We start from the raw sequence: 18169 nt of genomic DNA on the forward strand, positions 1-18169 counted from the left end.
TTACAGCAATTTGATATCAAACCCGCCACAAAGATAGTAAAGTGTAAAAATGTAAAGAATAATATTTAAAGATGGCAGCATATTCAATTGACTTACGACAAAAGATATTGAGTGCGTGGCAAAACAAAGAAGGCAGCCAAAGGGAATTAGCAAAACGATTTAAAGTCAGTTTGTCTTTTATCCGTGACTTTTTACGTCGGTATCGAGAGACGGCAGAGATAGCTGCCAGACCCCAAGGAGGAGATCGCCGCTCTAAGCTTAATAGTATTGAGCAAGAATTATTAAAGGTAATGGTGACAAAGCAAAGCGATATATATTTGCGAGAAATTCAAGAAGCAATAAAAGAACGCACAGAAATAAATGTAAGTATATCAAGTTTATCCCGCACTCTTAAACGCTTAAAATTAAATCGTAAAAAAAAACTTTAGTATCGACTGAGCAAACTACAGAAAGAGTACAAAAATTACGCTATGAATTTCGACGTTGGCTAGATACTATAGATATCAAAAACCTCATATTTATTGATGAAACAGGTGTAAATCTGGCTATGACACGACATTATGCCAGAGGTATTGACGGAGGAAGAGTCTATGATGAGCGACCGGGTAACAAAGGCAAAAATATCACTGTAATTGGAGCTATGAGTGATGAGGGCTTAATTGCCACTATGACTTTTCCAGGTAGTCTGAACACTGCTAGCTTTTTAGTTTTTATTGAGCAAATATTACTACCTCAGTTATGGATTGGAGCAATTATAGTTATGGATAACTTACCTGTACATTATGCTGGGACTGCAAAATCTTTAATAGAATCTGTTGGAGCAAAGGTTAAGTTTTTGCCTCCATACTCACCTGATTTATCACCAATTGAGTTATGTTGGTCAAAGTTAAAAGAAATTCTTCGTTCTGCTAAAACTCGAACATTCGATGCTCTAGATGTTGCAATAACTATGGCTGTTAATGCCATTACTGATGAAAATGCTCTAAATTGGTTTAATCATTGTGGTTTATTCTTTGAGCCTATTTAGATAGCTCTTTTTGTAGTGACTTTGATCGCAAACTGCTGTATGAATTGCACCTATGGAAAATCAAAGTTTTCACTGCCTTTTGGCATCAGTTCTATGAATATTACTCCATGAAGTAGGGAAACGAAATTTATCCCTTACCAAGAGATTGCAGACTTACCTGATTCAGTCAAAGAGCACTTACCCAAGCACACCCAAAAAATTGTTCGGGCTGCATTTAACAATGCTCAAGAAGAATATGGCGAAGAACGTGCGTTTCGTGTTGCTTGGAGCGCTGTGAAACGCGATTACGAAAAACGCAACGATGGACAATGGCACAAAAAGCCAGAATAGCTATTTTAGATTGGCAAAGAGTTATATCGTATCCAGTTAAAGACTTATCATTAAGACCGCAGAGGGAAAGAGAGTTTTCCGATTTTTGCACAGATGTGGTAACTTATAACTAATTAGCCGGATATGATATTACTGGTAATCGTTTTTAGACCTTCATCTGTCGCAATCATTTTTCAAATTGATATCATATTGTATTGAGCAGTTTTATTACTGCACAAAAAAACTTTATTAAGTGAGGTCTTATGAATTACCTTGTTGCAGTTTTACCAAATCGAATACAAGTAGAAGCCGCGTACTCTGCTCTGGAAAAAGCAGGCTTGCCAACTTCACAAGTCAATATTTTGGGCGATGGTTATTTAAGCGCTGATGAATTTGGACTAATTGATCCCGACAAGCAAGCCCGCAAACAATCAAATCTCCTCTTGTGGTCGCTTGTAACCTTTGGATTTGTTGCAGGTTATGCCTTCAACCATTTCACAGAAGTTGAAATATTTCCCCAGTTTGCTCGATTTGGCAATGAATTTCTTGCTGGGATCTTAGGAGGTATAGGCGGTGCTTTGGGCGCTGGTTTAATCGGTCGAGGAGTGGTGTTAACAGCTAGTAGTGGCGATACTTTACCTTATCGTAGCCGTTTGAATGCTGGCAAATACTTAATTGCAGTTACCGGAGATGAGGATTTAATACGCGAAGCTACGCGCATACTGCGTCAATTTGAACCAGAAAATATTCAAGGCTATACAGATTATTCACAAAAGCGCAAACTTGTGAAGAATTAAGGGGTGGGAGCGTCAAGTTTCTAAAAAAGCTAATCTACATCGGGTTCAACGCCAAGCGATGTTTAACGACAAGCCGCTTCTCTACAAGAGGCTTTGCCAACGCGTCTACACAATTGTGCAATCAAGCGTTCAGCCCGTTGGCTTCCCTGTTCTGTAAAGGTCAATACCCAGCAGCCTGTCCAATCATACCAGCGTAAAAACAGAAGTTGCCGCAGACATTGCCTTCACCTCAACAGCGCAGCCATAGTAAGCTTTTGCTTACCAGTGCAATTCCAAAGCACACAAGCCAATGCTGTTGGGTGATGTGCTTTGGATGTCGGGTGTACCTTTACTTGGTTTAAAAACTCGCATAGGCGATCGCCTTTATGTAACCGATAAGCGATTTGATAAGTTTGTCCTTGCGATCGCATTGTGGGAGAATGGGCTGCTCTGGCTTACCTTCGAGAGCAAAAGAGAATCATCGGAGGTTGGTTAGGAAATTGATAGTTAGTGTTGTTATTTCTAAATTACAATTTCTAGCAGAGGTCAAGGGATTTAGTAATTTTGTCTAGCTTTGCTCAACGTTCAGTATTCATCCGCCACTTTCTAAAACTTGCATCTGTAAATGTTCTTTCAAATCTAATGGTTCCGTTGGCAGGACTAATAGATGTAATGTTTTTAGGGCATTTAACGGAAATTCGCCATTTAGCAGGTGTGGCACTAGCAACAATTTTATTCAATTATATTTATTGGACATTCGGTTTCTTACGCATGGGTACAACTGGAATGGTTGCACAGGCGATCGGGCGTAAAGATAACGAATCGGCAGTACTGATTGGTTTACAGCATGGAATTTTAGCACTGATATTAGGACTCGCCATCCTGATATTTCAACAACCTTTACAAATATTAGGGTTTGCGATTCTAAGTGCTACACCAGAAGTTAAAAGTTCTGGTGTTGATTTCTATAATGCCTTAGTATGGGGTGCCCCAGCAACACTGATTAACTTTGTCTTGATTGGTTGGTTTCTTGGACAAGCACAAAGTAGTAAAGTGTTGTTACTTTCAGCTATTAGTAGTTGTGCAAATGTACTACTTGATTATCTATTTATTGTTCAGTGGGGATGGGCAAGTAGAGGAGCTGGGTTAGCGACAGCCACTAGTCAGTATCTCGTGCTAATGGTAGGTATTTTGCTATATTGTCAAACAATTTCATTTAAACAAATACAAGCTTTAATTGGGGAACTATTTAATCTGTCTGCCTTAAAATCAGCCTTAATGCTGAATGGGGAAATTATTATTCGGACTTTTGCTTTAATTTCGACAATGGCGATGTTTAGCAACCTCAGTTCTATGTTAGGAACTGAAATTCTGGCGGCAAATACGCTGCTGATGCAAGTGGTGAGCTTGGCAGCATATTTCATTGATGGCTTGGCGTTCGCTACTGAGAGCTTGGCTGGAATTTTTCAAGGTAGTGGAAATATTACTTCTTTAAAACAACTGTTGCAAACTTCTGTAGTCAGTAGCTTGGTTATAGGATTAATGTTTGCTACTGCATTTATTTGTGCCCCAGAATCATTGTTAAGATTGCTGACTAATCATACTGAAATTATCAATCATTTACGCTCTTATATTCCTTGGTTGTTACCAGTTTTAGGTTTTGGCTCAGTCGCTTATGCGTTAGACGGTTATTTTCTAGGGTTGACTCAAGGTCATATACTTCGGCAAGCTATGCTTACAGCCACTGTAATCGGGTTTATTCCATCAGCAATTACAGCTTGGTATTTCCATAATAGTCATTTACTATGGCTATCAATGTCTTTATTTATGGCAGCAAGAACAATAACTCTGGCATTGTACGTACCAAAAACATTTTCTAAAACACAGTGACGGTAGGGTGTTGGGGGTAGGGTTGCAGGTTAGTTTCGGAGAAAATCAAGAATATTAGAAATAAGCGTTGTTTATTTACAAAGATTCGGGCGTAGACATAGCCCTTCCTAGACATTAAATGCACAGAATATAATTGCAGGTAATGGGGGGCTGGGTAAGTAAATCTAGGGATAAAGCAGCGATCGCTCTAAAATCGGGGCATAGAATCCTAAGATTACCAAAAACCCTGCTGATGTGGGCTATTGAATTGATGAGTGGCATATTTGGTGTTAAAGTGCCAAGATTTCATTATCTAAGCAAATTGTTAGAAAACCCAGTGTTGAGGGAAAACTTAAAATAAGGAACTATTAACTATTAAGTCTGGGGTATCGGTGCAGGAACATCAACTTTAGGAGGAGTAAAGGTGTGAAATTGTTTTGGAATATAAGTTTTTACGCAATTTTTTGGCTCTGGAACCTGACATTTTTAATGTTAGTTTACGTGGGAATATTACCATACGTAGGTGTGCCATTATTTCAGGCAACCTTAAGAGGTGATATTCCAACTGAATTTTCCTTAACTCTCGTTACTTTAATTGCCATTCCCACAATTTGCAGTATTATTGGTGGCTGGAGGTTTATTAAACAACCTTTACAACTAATTCGCCTGTTTTATGGTGTAGAAGCACCACTATTTGTATTGTGTTTGTTGCGGTTATTTGTGATTCGAGAACTGACATCAGCTAGTAGCCAAATTCTGATAACAACGGGCGTATGTATAGCTGCTTTTACTGGAGAATTATTTTGGGGTTATGCTTCCCGGCGCAAAAGTAGTTTGCAATGGATACAAATGTTAGCCCATACATTAATGCTAGTATTTGGCATTTATGCAGGTGCAGTATTGTTATTTTATGCCTTGCCTTTAGCAGTATTTCTGTTGCAAGCATTCATCAAGTTTGCATGGGTACAACCATTATGGAGTGTACTATCTCACTCAGCTTTTCTGGGGGGGTTATTCCTGATTCTCACTTGGCTAGTTATTCTTGGTTTTAGTGCTACATTGTTTATTGCAATGCCATCGGCTTTAACAGCAATGTATGTACATTCGGGAGCAAAAATTTTAAGAGTTTTTGCTTCAGAACATGGTAGGAATAAAACATTTGCTGGTGCTGGTGCAGTTGTTGTGGCATTTGCAGTTACTTTTATATCTTTACAACAACAACCCCAAATATTAGCTTTTTCACTCTTAGCTAATGCACCTAAAAATGATAGCGATCGCCAAACACTTGTAGCCAATTCAGAACAAATCCGCACAGGATTAGTTAACGCTTATTTATCTTCTTACCGCTACCTTAGCAGCAAGCAAGAAAATAACCACATCAGTGCTATGTATGAGCATGTATTAGGCTTAGATAAATCGGCTACTGATGGATTGCAAGCAACTTATAACTTTTTGATGTCGCCATTTTTATATAATGGTTCTGACAAAGATGCTGCCAAGGCTGAGAAACTTTACGCCGATTTTTTTGATACACCTCTACAAAAAGCAGAAAAAACAGCAGTTAGTCACGCAGTACAATCTACTTTTAACGAACAAGAAGTTAAAGCAGGTTTATTAAATATCAACGAAAAAAAAGTTTTATTGGTATCACAACAAGTCACAGTTAAAGAACATGGTGATTGGGCTGATGTGGAATTGTACGAAATTTATAAAAACCAAACACAAGAAGTTCAGGAAGTTTTTTACTCCTTTTCTTTGCCAGAAAGCGCTGTAATTACTGGATTATGGTTGGGAGATACTAATAAATTAGACCAACGTTTCCCTTTTGTTGTTTCTCCTCGCGGTGCTGCCCAGAAAGTTTATAATTCTCAAGTTAGACGTTCACGCCCTATAGATCCCGCTTTGTTAGAACAAGTAGGGCCAAGACATTATCGCTTACGGGCTTTTCCTATTCCTCCTAAGAATGTACAACAAATAGTAGGGCAACCACCACTTCCCACAGAAATGCACCTATGGTTAACTTACAAAGTGCTGGGGCAAAATTTGGGTTGGGAAATGCCCGATTTAGGGGAAAGACGTAATATATTCTGGACTAATCAAACTAAGCGTATCCGCAACGGCAAAGAAATCGGTTTGAAAGACGATGCTTGGTTAGAAAAAATCATCCCTGCGAGTGGAAAAATTCAGCCTGTATTACATGAAGTAAATTTAGAGGAAGGCTACAAAATATTAGCTAAACCCCTATCTCGTCAAGATTATATCTTACCCAAACACCAACGAGTTGCGGTAGTTCTCGATACTTCTCGCAGCATGGGTGAACATATTAAAGAATTGGTGCAAACATTATCATGGTTGAAAAAACACGGCTTTGCAGATAATGATTTGACAAATAACGATGCAGATTTATATCTCAGTGTTTCTCCAGGGGCTACACCCAAACGGTTAGATGATCTCCAGCAATTTCAACCGGAAAAAGTCGCCTTTTACGGCACAATTCAACCCCAAGAAATGCTGACACAGTTTAATAATTTGCGTGGAGATACAGCTTATGATGTCGTTTTGCTCTTAAGTGATGAAGGTAGTTATGAATTGTCGAAGAACAATAAAACCGTTCCCTCAACGCCTGCACCTTTGTGGATGGTACATCTAGGTGGATTACCTGGGGCTTATAACGATAGCATCATTAAATCATTACAAGATAGTGGTGGTGGAGTTGGTGTTGATATTTCTGAAGTGCTGCAACGAATTGCTACCAAATCAGTTTTAAGTGATGTTGTGAGTGTTGTTAATGGTTATGCTTGGTATCTGCAAACATTAGACACAGCAATTGCAACTAGCAACCAACAAGATGATTTATTGCCCTTAGCAGCCAGACAATTAATTTTAGGGTTGAGTAAAAAAATTAAGTTAGACAATCTCAAAAGTTTAGATGCAATTCATACCGTAGCTAAAAAGTACAAGATTATCAGCCCTTATTCTTCGATGTTGGTATTAGTCAACGATGAACAAAGACAGTTACTCAAAGATGCAGAAGCCCAAAGCGATCGCTTTGACCGTAAAGTTGAGAATGGTAAGGAAAATCTCTCTAAACCCATTAATCCCTTGAAAGTTAGCGTACCTGAAGCATCAGGGGGATGGCTTTTAGGTGTGAGTGCGATCGCTCTATTCATCCTTGTCAAGCGTCGGCGTTAATTAATTACTCACCGTTCTCGATTAAACAACAAAATCATCTCACTGGATAAATACACCTATTGATGGCTAGATTCTCTTCCTGATGAAAGAGAATCTAGCCATCAACGTTTTATAAAGTGGGTTTAAAGAATCAATCAGCGCGCGATCGCTCGATTGCATCCTGTTTGAAGTAGGAATTTTAACATTGGTATTTGTTATATTGCTTTTATTTAGTTAAACCATAATTTTTCTCCGATACTTCTGGTTTCAGGTTTGAGGAAATTATCATTGAGGTTTACCACAGTTTTGCAAGTAGTTATCAAAGCGTTTCTCTCCTGTTTTGAGCGAGCCGTTTTCATCCAAATAACGTACTTTAAAATTAATAACTACAACATCGCCCGAATCATATCCCAAAATTCGATCGAGAAATTCGGTAGGAGGAACTTCATAACCGCCGCCAGGATTGACGGAACAGCATTCTGGATACAATGCTATATATTCATCGAAGCTTTTATACTTGATGTGCTTGGGATCTGGGGCGTTGTTCAGAGGTAATGTATCCCGGCTATTTTGGTAATCGAATACTGCTCTAATCTTTTCTTCATCACTTAGGTAACGTTTTTCTGCAAAACAGAAACCAGAATAGTTTAAACCAAAATAAACAAAAAGAATTAGCAGCACGCCACCGACAAATAAAAACCTTTTCAAGATCAGACCTCAATGCTTGTGAGCCTCAGTTATTTTCACTATTTTCGGTCGATGTATATAATTTTTTAGCAATTGATTTTTCCTCGATGTAAACTGCATTAAATCAGATATTTATCGGGTAAAAGGGAGGATTAGGCAACTTAGCAATTAGGCTACTTAAGTTTTTCACATCGTGTCGAAACCAGTTATGAATCCATAAACAGTAATGGTCAATAGCTTGTTGTTCTGTAAGATTACCTAAGAGTTCTGATGCGATCGCATGGCTAACCCAAATACCAGACATAATTGCTTTAAGAACGCCATGACTTGATGTCGGGTCAAGTACCATTGCTGCATCCCCAACCAGAAAGTAACCATATCCGGCTGGTTGTGAAACGATTCGCCAGGTGACATTAGCGGCCCGCATTGCTTGGTAAATCTTTAACCCAAGGAATTCATCGGGTAGCCAGTCTTTTGGAATTTTCTGTTCTAAAAATGATAAGTGCGTCCATTGATAAAGTTGCAATCGCACTTTCGCAGTCCACGTCCAACCAGAGGAATCAGCAGCGATCGCTGGGGCATGATCTCGCGCTGGGCATTCTCCTGTTACATAACCATAATATGCAATCAAACGCGGGGAGTGATAAGAGATTTCTAAGCCTAATTTTTGAGCCAGCCAATGATGACCTCCGGTAGCATCAATGATTTTAGCTGCCCGAAAAGTTCCAAGGGAAGTCTCAACACCAATTACTCTGCACCCATCCATTACTAAACGGGAAGCGTGGCAAGGTTGTATAACCTTAACACCGAGCGCTCTTACTCGATTGAGCAAAATTGTATCAAAATCTGCTCTCCAGGCTTGAAATCCGAGCCATGCTCCCGAATCATCTTCGCCAAAGGCGACAAACTCGCTCTGGGCTGACCACTGCACCCAGTTTCCCTTATGGCGAAGAAAGCCAGCTGCTAACACTGGCTCAAGTACACCTAACTGCTTAAGTAGTGGTTCAACACCAGGGTGTAATGTTTCACCAGGGTGTGTACGAGGAAATGGCTTCGACTCAATCAGGACAACTTTTAGCCCTAGTTGGGCGCAGCTAATAGCAGTAGCACAACCCCCCGGGCCACCCCCAACTACAAGCACATCACAATTAGACACGTCTTCTAGACCAGGTTCCATTAGACCGTTTCAAGAGAATATTGACTGGTGTAACAAATAGCGTCACAGTTTCTTCGATTTCAACCAAGCGTTTTCGAGAATCTTCTGGGTCTAAAAATGAATCTCCATGACGATAAATCTCAAACCGATAAATATTTTCACTAAGCCTAGTTTGTGTTTGAGTTTGTGCCTGTTGTAATTCAGAATTGTTAGGTTCTACTGGTTGGAAGGAAAACACGCTCCATTTTCCCCTATCTTCAGGTATAATCCTTAAGACTTGGTAAACATTCGCCATTGCCAACACTCTGGCTTGGTATTCACGTAGATCAACCTTAGCCGTCAACGAGAGCGAAAATTTATTCTGCAAAGAGTTGTCTACATAATCTGCATGAGCAAAATCTGAATATTCTATCAACTCTTTACCATTCTTGGTGACGCGTCGAGGCCCAGAGATTCCATCCCACGGTAAATTACCAACCTGACCAATTTCTGCATCTGTCAATGGGCTGACGGTAGGCCATCTGGAATTTGGCTGAAACGTCCGAGCTGCATCAGGAGCTACTGCTGGCCAAAATGTACTAAGTGCAGCACAAAGCTTGGAGTCCTCTGGAAAAGGACTGCCTAAGCCGTAGCTTGCTAGATGTTGCACTTCGTTCGTGCTATCAAAACTCACATCCCAACCAGGAGCAAACACTCCAGCAGCCACATCTGGAAGATATGCTTGTCGGATTGTTGGGGAACCATTCAACGGCATTTGTCGCACCGAACCTTGACGGGGTAAAGAGACAATTGCAGTTACAGTTTTATCTTCTGGTCGAAAATCAACATCTTCTAATTGCAGGTTGGGAGCAAAGCGATTGTCAGATAATGTTTCCGGGGAAATTCGCCAGAGATTCTGTCTGAGTCTGCTAGGTACTGATTGCTCTGTCCATTCTAATAGCTCTCGCTGGTCGCAACTGGGGAAAAAATCTGGTGCAGTCACCAGAGAATAGGCTGGTACGTTGCGAGGGATTGCCACCGCTAACTCTGGACATATTGCTTCAATCGACCCATCGCCTGTAAAGTCAAGGTAGTGTTGGGCATCGTAGCCACCTGCTTTCACAATCGCTTCCACATCTTTTTGGTCATTAAGATTTTCTTGTTGACCATTGGGCAATATTTTATGGCGGACATGAACATACTCTGGAGCATGTCTTGCTCCTGTCGTATCCGCAGGAATTTCTAGGCTAGAAGATAAGGTTGGACTATTCGGTGGAACTTTAAAGGTGAGTAGCTTTCCTTGATAAGTAGCTGCTTCAATGAGATTTGGGTGAACAATTGGAACTAAAAGCCCTGTGCCAAATTCAGACGCTGTTGTAAATTCAGCAATGCCTTCTGTAAAAATAAATGGCGGGTTACTAATGTCTGGTTCATCCCAGCCTGCGTTTTTTAATGCTAAATGAATCCGCCGCAGTTTTTGATTGACATGATGAGCTTTCATTGCCACTTGTAAGTCAAAACCACGAATGCATTCTGTACCGTTGAATAACTTGTGGAGTGGAACCCAGAATAGTTTGGTATTATCTCCATCCTGAAAACGCAACGGGCCGAAGGCATCTTCATTACCAGTGCGTTGAACTGCAATATATGCAGAATAACGGGCTGGCAAGACGCGAAAAGTTTCTTTTAAGTCACCTTCCACGGCTGGGAGAAATCCGCGCAGTTTATCATTATATAGCGCTTTTGCGGTTCCGACTCGCGCTACACCTGTGCGCGAAAAACAGAAATCAGCGTGCTGACGGTGGACAGTTTCCGAAGCCGGGCGATATTCACAAGCAAACACAGCGATCGCTAACGGTTGTCTTGAAGCCAGAACTTGCAAATCTTGCAAAGAAGGAGGCTGCACTCCATAAACAAAATTTTCAATAATTTCGAGTTCCGCTAGGGTGGGATAAGCGCCCAGATTGGCACTTACAACATTGGGTGAAGCCAAGGCATGAAACAGCAAACTCCGAGATGGATTTCCTGCTTCTATTCCTCGTTTCCCTTCAAAGGCAAAATCTTCAAACCCTACTATCTGACGATTGATCGCTGGTAGTTCTTTAGTTAATTCCTGCTGGAGGTTTGTTGCTGTGATATCTAGCCCTTGCTGGAGTAGCAAGTCTCGCCAGCCAACAGAGGCTAGGCGATCGCAAACCTGTTTAACTTCATTAATGAGAGCCATAATTTATATCCTCAATTCTATAGGATGCTTTTACAATTAGTAGTTAAAGTTTGCATAACGGCACTCCCCCGATTACAATCGCCTTTAACAATTGGGGCAGGCAAGCTTTATCAAATAGGAGTGATTATATCTATCTCCACTAAGGATGGTGGCGATTCCAAAAAACTAGTGCTAATTTCTTTCTAGTGTTGAAAGCTCCCCACCTACAACTTCCTCACATAACATAAATAGTTACAAAATAACAAAGATATGAGAACTAAAGTTATTACGTAAAAAACGAAAAAACAAACAACAACGGAGAAGCTAACAACGGCTGGTAAGCTAACTGACAAAGGGGCAATTGTAACAGGGGCATCGTCTGGTATTGGCGAGGCGACAGCACTAGCCCTGGCATCAGTTGGCGCTACGGCAAAAGGTCTAATCGCTTCAGTGTTAACAAGGTAAATTAAAGCACAAACGCTTATTGTGAAAGTGTTCTTTGAGAATTGTTTCTAAATCTTGGCAAGTATGATTTGTATTGCTAAAAATTACTTGTAATATTTCTAAAGGTTCAGTGTGTGGTTGAGAAGTTGATAAAATCCAGAAAATTTCTTTAGAAAAATCACAATTTTAAACTTGATTGCGATAATACGTTTAGGTAACTCAAACCTGTTTATCCTAAACTGTTAATCCCCATATTAAATATAAGTAGAGTCAATGACTGCTTCATCACCAGATAATTCAATCAGTTCATCAAGTACTCATACTTTAGATATAGCTAGGCAAGAGTATCAATATAACTACATCCATATTCCATCTATTGCAATGGTGGATCAGCTTTCTGCTGCCGAAGAGTTCACTACTAACTGGTATTTTTTATTAGCCCAGCAGTTACGAGTTATTTTTGTCAATACCTTGATTGTGAACAGAGGTAATCAAGGTTCTAAATCGATTCGTGATGATGTCGAAAGGTTTATTTTAGAAGCCTTGCTCAAGGGAGCATTACCAGCCCGAATTAGCATTCTGGCAAGAATCCTGCAAATTATCCCTCAGTTTTTACTCAAAAGCATATCTAAGGATCTTAGAGAACTCGACAATCTTTTTTATTCTATTCTCAAAGAAAACGGACTTGTAATCCTCAGAGATGCTCTAAATAGGGTAATTAACCTTTTATATGAAGGACAGCCGACAGGACATGCAACCAGTCTCAAGGACTACGAAAATTTGTTTCCGGTGATTGGTGTCCCAGCGATCGCTAAAAGTTACCAGGAAGATGAAGTCTTTGCCTACACGCGAGTGGCTGGCTACAATCCCGTGATGATCGAGCGAGTAACTAGTCTAGGCGATCGCTTCCCAGTCACAGAGGAACATTACCAAGCAGTGATGGGAGCTGACGATTCATTAGCAGCAGCAGGACAAGAAGGAAGGCTCTACTTAGCAGACTATAAAATTTTATCCGGTGTCATCAACGGGACATATCCACATGAGCAAAAATATGTCTACGCTCCCCTAGCACTGTTTGCCTTACCCAAAGGCTCAGATGCCACCAGGCTATTACGTCCGGTAGCCATTCAATGCGGTCAAACCCCAGGCCCAGATTATCCGATTATTACCCCTAACTCCGGTAAATACGCTTGGCTTTTTGCCAAAACAGTTGTTCAAATAGCAGATGCCAACATCCACGAAGCTGTTACTCACCTAGCAAGAACTCACTTGTTAGTTGGTGTTTTTGCGATCGCAACTGCACGACAACTGCCACACACCCATCCCCTCAGAATTCTGCTGCGCCCGCATTTCGACAGTACCTTAGCAATTAACAATGCCGCCCAACGGATTCTCATTGCTCCTGGCGGTGGCGTAGATAGATTGCTCTCACCATCAATCGATAACTCTCGCGTTTTAGCAGTGCTAGGGTTGCAAAGCTATGCTTTTAATAGTGCCATCTTACCCAAGCAATTCCAACAGCGTGGTGTGGATGATCCCAATCTATTGCCTGTTTATCCTTACCGGGATGATGCATTATTAGTCTGGGATGCAATTCATCAATGGGTTTCAGACTACCTGAACCTTTACTACCCTACCGATGAAAACATTCAGAAAGATATAGCCCTGCAAACATGGGCAGCTGAAATCTCAGCTTACGATGGTGGTCGTATCCCCGATTTTGGTGAAGATGGCGGCATCAAAACGCTAAATTACCTGATTGATGCCACTACACTGATTATTTTTACTGCCAGTGCCCAACATGCAGCCGTTAACTTTCCGCAAAAAGATTTGATGGGCTACGCCGCAGCTATACCATTAGCAGGTTATTTACCAGCCTCAACTCTTAAAAGAGAAGTTACCGAGCAAGACTACCTCAATTTGCTCCCCCCTCTAGATCAGGCACAACGGCAATATAACCTACTCAGCTTATTGGGGTCTGTATACTACAACAAGCTGGGCGAGTATGAGCAAGGATATTTCACAGATGAGAAAGTAAAACCATTGTTACAAGGATTCCAGAGTCATCTTCAGCAGGTAGAAAATACCATCAAGCAGCGTAATTTGCACCGCCCAGCCTATGAGTATCTGCTTCCTTCTAAAATTCCTCAAAGCATCAATATCTGAATTGGGGACTGAGGGAAAAGAATTAATAACCAATGACAGACAAATGGGAGTAAATATTATGACACTTAAAGATAAAGTTCTCAAAGGTCATGCTCGCCAGCTTTGGCTTGCACCCATACTAGATAAAGTAGGTTATGACACTGCGATCGGCAAGTTTTTGCGTTTGATTTTCTATTATACGGATGCCTCAATCATGCTCAAAGCATGGCGGGACTTTCTCTACATCCGTAAGGACAATATTGGAAACAAGTATTTTGCAGTAGACCAAGCAATTATGCATTCCTCTCACTCCCAAGTGAGTGAACTAATACAAACCCAACCACAACTGCGGGGAAATGATTTAGGTATCATCAGAATATTAGCTCCTAGCTACCTGCTCGATAATCCTCTGAGCTTGGGAACGAACGGTAACGAACATACAGGGCTACGTACTGTGATCTTACAAGCCTTACCAGAACCGTCTCAAAAGATAGAGTTTTTAGGGAATCTAGTTGAGCAAAGCTTGTTAGAAGCTGCTAAACAAGGCAAATTACACATCGGCAACGATTTGCCAAAAATCATCCTGTCAATTTTGCACCAACTGGTTTTTCAGATATCTTTATCTGAGGAAGAAATCACAGCATCACGTAGTTACATTAAAGGTTTGCCTCTTGCATCCTTGCCTAATTTTATAAGCAAGTATGTGCTAGCAATATTAACAGCGCCAAAAATTCGGCATCGTCAACATTTAACCAAGCGATATAAACAATCGGCTAAATGGGCATCTTACTTTGAAACAGGCGCTCAGTATCAGTTGAACGAACACCAAATCGCTAATACCCTTTTCGATATGATTCATATCGCTGGTACTGCTGGTACAAGTGCGCTTTTAGGATCAGTTATTGGTGTTCTTTGCTTGGATAATGCCCTCAGAAATGATGTAGTGTCAGAAGTCAATGCAGTTTGGAATGGTAAGAAAACTTTAGAGCCAGATGCTCTAGAACGGTCAACAATTCTCAATCAGGTGATTTTAGAAACAGCCCGTCTCTATCCACCTGTGCGATTTGTTAGCCAACTCACCACTGAAGCGGGTGAAGTTGAGATTGGAGAGCAAAAATGTCCATTCCAAAAAGGTACTCGCTTGCTAGGCTCTATTTTTACGGCTAATCGGGATGCCAATAGATACCAAAATCCAGATGATTTTGACCTAACACGGAATTTTTCAGATATCTTATCTTGGAACGGCGAAGAGCATGAGCGAGCTTGTCCAGGTAAATCCTTGTCGATTGGTTTTATCAAAATTTTCTGTTTACATTTGTTCCACAACTATCAATGGGACTCAATTACAGAAGTCAAGTGGGATTTTGAAAAAGTGACTGCCGTTACTCCTAATAATTTAGTATTAGAAGGTTTTGCTCAACGACTATGAGTAATAAGTTACCGTTCGCCCTTGAGTAATTATGAATTACAAATTAGTATGACTGAATTAATTGAGAAAAAACAACTCAATGATATTGCAACCTGGATGATTCCAATTAAACAAACAAACTTACCATCTGTCCTTCAGGGTGTGTTTTTTATGGATGGAAATCCACTGCCAGATACTTGCATTACTATGTACAATTTGGAATGGGACACACAGAACAGAACTTTGGTTTTACCAATTTTTGCCCCGTTACAGTGGACTTTTCATAACTCGATTGCAGGTTGGATATTACTACGTTCAATTCAATTGCTTAAAGCAACTTACAAAATTCAGTTTGAAGATGAAACTTTGCAAGAAGCTCAAATCATACCTGTTTTCTTGGGAATACCAATTTCAAGAGCGATTGTAACTTGTACAATGTCCCAAGACAAAAATTCTCTCAATGGAGATATTTGGTATAGAAAGAACGTTTGGTTTGGCGGAATTTCTAGAGCTGGTGAGTATACTCTCCGTAAGGTTGTTGATAAAGATGGTTGTTATACTCCTGCTTTTAACGATATGCTTACCAGGGTGAAAAATGAGTGTTTAGTGATTGTACCTCACTCAAATTGACACGGCTTGTCTTTTTGAGTAGCACATTTACCTGTTTGTCGGCTAATACTCTCTTAGAAAAAAATTCAAGTGATTCTTGCGCTGCAAATTTATCAACAAAAGACTAAAATTTAGACAAAAGATAGCGAATATTCACTCCAAACTAATTTTCCACAACCCATCTAGCGGATTGGATTGCAATTGATTATCACTGCTGCCGAGCCAATTATTGTCAAACACTAACCCAACACTGAATGTTCGTGACCACACCTAGCCTACTATAATAATAGATAATCACCTCTGTAATCTGTTGTATTATAAAAAACTTACCTATTGAAGGATGTTCCAGTTTCTAATATCTAACAGAATACAGATAGAATCTAGCACTAATTGAAAAAACGCTTGAGCATCCAAATTATAGTAGGAGTGTTTATGAGTTTACCAGTTAAAGAAATTGTTTTAGCGCCAGGAGAAGGTAATCATTTAACTACTGGTAATAGCGAAATAATATTTAAGGTAGTTGGTGCTGATACTCATGGTCACTTGGGATTGTTTGAAAACATAATACAACCAGGTGGAACTGCTCCAGTACTGCATATTCATCGACAAATGGAGGAAATGTTTTATGTATTAGAAGGAGAGGTAGAAATTCAAGTTGGTAATCAGATAGTGCAGGGACAACCAGGGGCATTTGTATTAGTTCCACGTAATACGCCTCATACATTTGCTAATCGAGGAACTCAAGATGCAAAATTATTAATCATGTTTTGTCCAGCAGGAGAACGCGAAAAATATTTTGAAGGGTTAGCCGAACTGCTCAAGGACGGACAGACTCCAGACCGAAATGCTCTTGTAGAATTGATGCGGCAATTTGATCAGGAGCCAGTAGAGATTTAATTATTGATTGATGTTGCGTTGTGCCTGGTTAAGATATTAACCAAGGAAGAACAACGCTACTATAATAGACTAGAACTTAAAAATAATTAGTAAAATAAAGTTTGGCTTTCCACTATATTACACACAAGTTTCTCTTAAAGGGCAATTATTAGGATGAGTGAATACTAAAGCACACAAGAAATTATGAATAGAGGACAAGAGAAATTTGTGGTCAATTCATATAAAGTGCCAAAATTACCACTACCTTCGTCACTTTTAGGTTCAGAAATCGGTTCTTTTACTGAGTTTACAGTCACTCAAAGAATGCCTGCGATCGCTCGTCGAGTTATCGTTGAAAATAATTTTTCAACAGAAATTAATAAAAAATTAGAAAGGCTTGCTACAGAACTGCCAACAGGATATTTACAACCTCTGGTGAATGATACTGGTGCAGATTTTCCAGCTTGGGATACGTATCTAGAAGCTTACAAAGGTCGGCGTTGGATAGATATTCCTTGGTTTTTTGTAGAAACTTATTTTTATCGGTTAATTCTAGAAATTACTCATTACTTTCGCCCTGGTATATGGCAAGCTGTTGATCCATTCCAATTGCAAAAATCTCAGGGGTTAGAAGCGTCTCTTGACTCGACTATTCTTCTATGTACTCAGGTTAATAAATGGCTAGAAGATTCTAAAATTGATGCCCCAGAAAATCAAACAGTTTTAATTGCGCTCTTATATTTCGCTTTGTGGGGAAATCGAGTTGACTTGAGTTTATGGTCAGCATTCGGGGACGACCGGAGCCGTTTTGATATTCAAAATCAACTAGCCCACATTTTAGTAAATGATGCCTCCCAAGTTAGTGAATTATTAACTCTTCCTCAAGGAGGTCGTATTGATTTTGTCTTAGACAATGCTGGTTTTGAGCTTGTCTGTGACTTATGCTTAGTAGATTTTTTATTAAGTAGTAACTTAGCTAATCAAGTTTACCTGCATCTGAAACCCCATCCTACTTTCGTTTCTGATGCCATGATTAAGGATGTACATGACACAATAAGTTTTTTAGCCGCTACTAGCGATCAACAAGTGACATCTTTCGCCCAAAGATTGGAGAGGCATATTACATCAGGGCGTTTAGTGTTGTCTGAAGATTACTTTTGGACATCACCTTTAGCATTTTGGGAAATGCCTAACTATCTCAAGAATGAGTTAACTAATGCCAGTTTAATTATAGTCAAAGGAGATGCGAATTATCGCCGATTATTAGGCGATCGCCATTGGGATATTACTACCAGCTTTGCAGATATAGTCTGTTATTTACCTGTACCAATAGTAGCATTACGCACCCTGAAGTCAGAAGTAGCAGTAGGTTTAGAATCTGAAGTTGTTGAGAAAGTAGCAAAATCTGACCATTCTTGGTTGACCAATGGACAATGGGGTGTGATTCAGTTCGCGGCTTAGTAATTGGTAAGCAACAGCAAAGTAGATTTGGTGGAATAGGAGTATCTGT

At 40.1% G+C, this 18169-nt stretch carries 14 protein-coding genes and 1 pseudogene; 12 read left to right on the forward strand and 3 right to left on the reverse strand.

Annotated elements, in window-relative coordinates; all coding sequences use genetic code 11:
* Window positions 1–71 precede the first annotated feature (71 nt).
* The 7 genes and pseudogenes from VE944_RS32440 (at window position 72) to VE944_RS32470 (ending at window position 7173) form a co-directional block, all read left to right on the forward strand.
* Entirely contained in the window at window positions 72–428 is a 357-nt protein-coding gene (locus VE944_RS32440; protein ID WP_251956147.1) for an IS630 transposase-related protein, read from the forward strand.
* Window positions 429–448: 20 nt separating this feature from the next.
* Window positions 449–1027 (forward strand): annotated as a pseudogene (locus tag VE944_RS32445) (IS630 family transposase); the annotation flags it as partial.
* Window positions 1028–1171: 144 nt separating this feature from the next.
* Window positions 1172–1357: a ChaB family protein gene (locus VE944_RS32450; RefSeq protein ID WP_324987478.1), complete on the forward strand. Its 186-nt coding sequence runs from the start codon at window positions 1172–1174 to the stop codon at window positions 1355–1357.
* 242 nt (window positions 1358–1599) lie between these two features.
* On the forward strand, window positions 1600–2133 hold the full coding sequence (locus VE944_RS32455) for a hypothetical protein (protein ID WP_324987412.1): 534 nt from the start codon (window positions 1600–1602) through the stop codon (window positions 2131–2133).
* A 289-nt stretch (window positions 2134–2422) separates the two neighbouring features.
* Window positions 2423–2608, forward strand: a complete 186-nt coding sequence (locus VE944_RS32460; protein WP_324987415.1) for a hypothetical protein — start codon at window positions 2423–2425, stop codon at window positions 2606–2608.
* Window positions 2609–2676: 68 nt separating this feature from the next.
* A complete protein-coding gene (gntT, locus tag VE944_RS32465) occupies window positions 2677–4002 on the forward strand; it encodes a guanitoxin biosynthesis MATE family efflux transporter GntT (protein WP_324987418.1) in 1326 nt (441 codons plus the stop codon).
* Between the two features lie 405 nt (window positions 4003–4407).
* Window positions 4408–7173 (forward strand): TIGR02921 family PEP-CTERM protein, encoded by a 2766-nt coding sequence (locus tag VE944_RS32470; RefSeq protein WP_324987421.1) that lies wholly within the window; start codon window positions 4408–4410, stop codon window positions 7171–7173.
* 264 nt (window positions 7174–7437) lie between these two features.
* Here VE944_RS32470 and VE944_RS32475 read toward each other — a convergent pair whose 3' ends face one another.
* The 3 genes from VE944_RS32475 to VE944_RS32485 all read right to left on the reverse strand — a co-directional run bounded on the left by VE944_RS32475 (window position 7438) and on the right by VE944_RS32485 (window position 11198).
* Window positions 7438–7860 (reverse strand): hypothetical protein, encoded by a 423-nt coding sequence (locus VE944_RS32475; RefSeq protein ID WP_324987424.1) that lies wholly within the window; start codon window positions 7858–7860, stop codon window positions 7438–7440.
* Between the two features lie 103 nt (window positions 7861–7963).
* A complete protein-coding gene (locus VE944_RS32480; protein WP_324987427.1) occupies window positions 7964–9016 on the reverse strand; it encodes an NAD(P)/FAD-dependent oxidoreductase in 1053 nt (350 codons plus the stop codon).
* On the reverse strand, window positions 8988–11198 hold the full coding sequence (locus VE944_RS32485) for a hypothetical protein (RefSeq protein ID WP_324987430.1): 2211 nt from the start codon (window positions 11196–11198) through the stop codon (window positions 8988–8990). Before VE944_RS32485 ends, VE944_RS32480 begins: the two co-directional genes overlap by 29 nt.
* A gap of 696 nt (window positions 11199–11894) precedes the next feature.
* On the opposite strand from VE944_RS32485, the gene VE944_RS32490 reads away from it, so the two are divergent.
* From VE944_RS32490 to VE944_RS32510, 5 genes are all read left to right on the forward strand, one after another.
* On the forward strand, window positions 11895–13787 hold the full coding sequence (locus VE944_RS32490) for a lipoxygenase family protein (protein WP_324987433.1): 1893 nt from the start codon (window positions 11895–11897) through the stop codon (window positions 13785–13787).
* Window positions 13788–13845: 58 nt separating this feature from the next.
* Complete coding sequence (locus tag VE944_RS32495; RefSeq protein WP_324987435.1) at window positions 13846–15195, forward strand: cytochrome P450; 1350 nt, start codon at window positions 13846–13848, stop codon at window positions 15193–15195.
* Between the two features lie 21 nt (window positions 15196–15216).
* Window positions 15217–15804 carry a hypothetical protein gene (locus VE944_RS32500; protein ID WP_324987438.1) on the forward strand — a complete coding sequence of 196 codons (588 nt, stop codon included), beginning with the start codon at window positions 15217–15219 and terminating at the stop codon, window positions 15802–15804.
* A gap of 411 nt (window positions 15805–16215) precedes the next feature.
* Window positions 16216–16680, forward strand: a complete 465-nt coding sequence (locus tag VE944_RS32505; RefSeq protein WP_229556665.1) for a cupin domain-containing protein — start codon at window positions 16216–16218, stop codon at window positions 16678–16680.
* A gap of 183 nt (window positions 16681–16863) precedes the next feature.
* Window positions 16864–18120, forward strand: a complete 1257-nt coding sequence (locus VE944_RS32510; RefSeq protein ID WP_324987444.1) for a damage-control phosphatase ARMT1 family protein — start codon at window positions 16864–16866, stop codon at window positions 18118–18120.
* Window positions 18121–18169 lie beyond the last annotated feature (49 nt).

It is taken from the genome of Nostoc sp. (assembly GCF_035638895.1).
In the GTDB taxonomy this organism is placed as follows: domain Bacteria; phylum Cyanobacteriota; class Cyanobacteriia; order Cyanobacteriales; family Nostocaceae; genus Nostoc.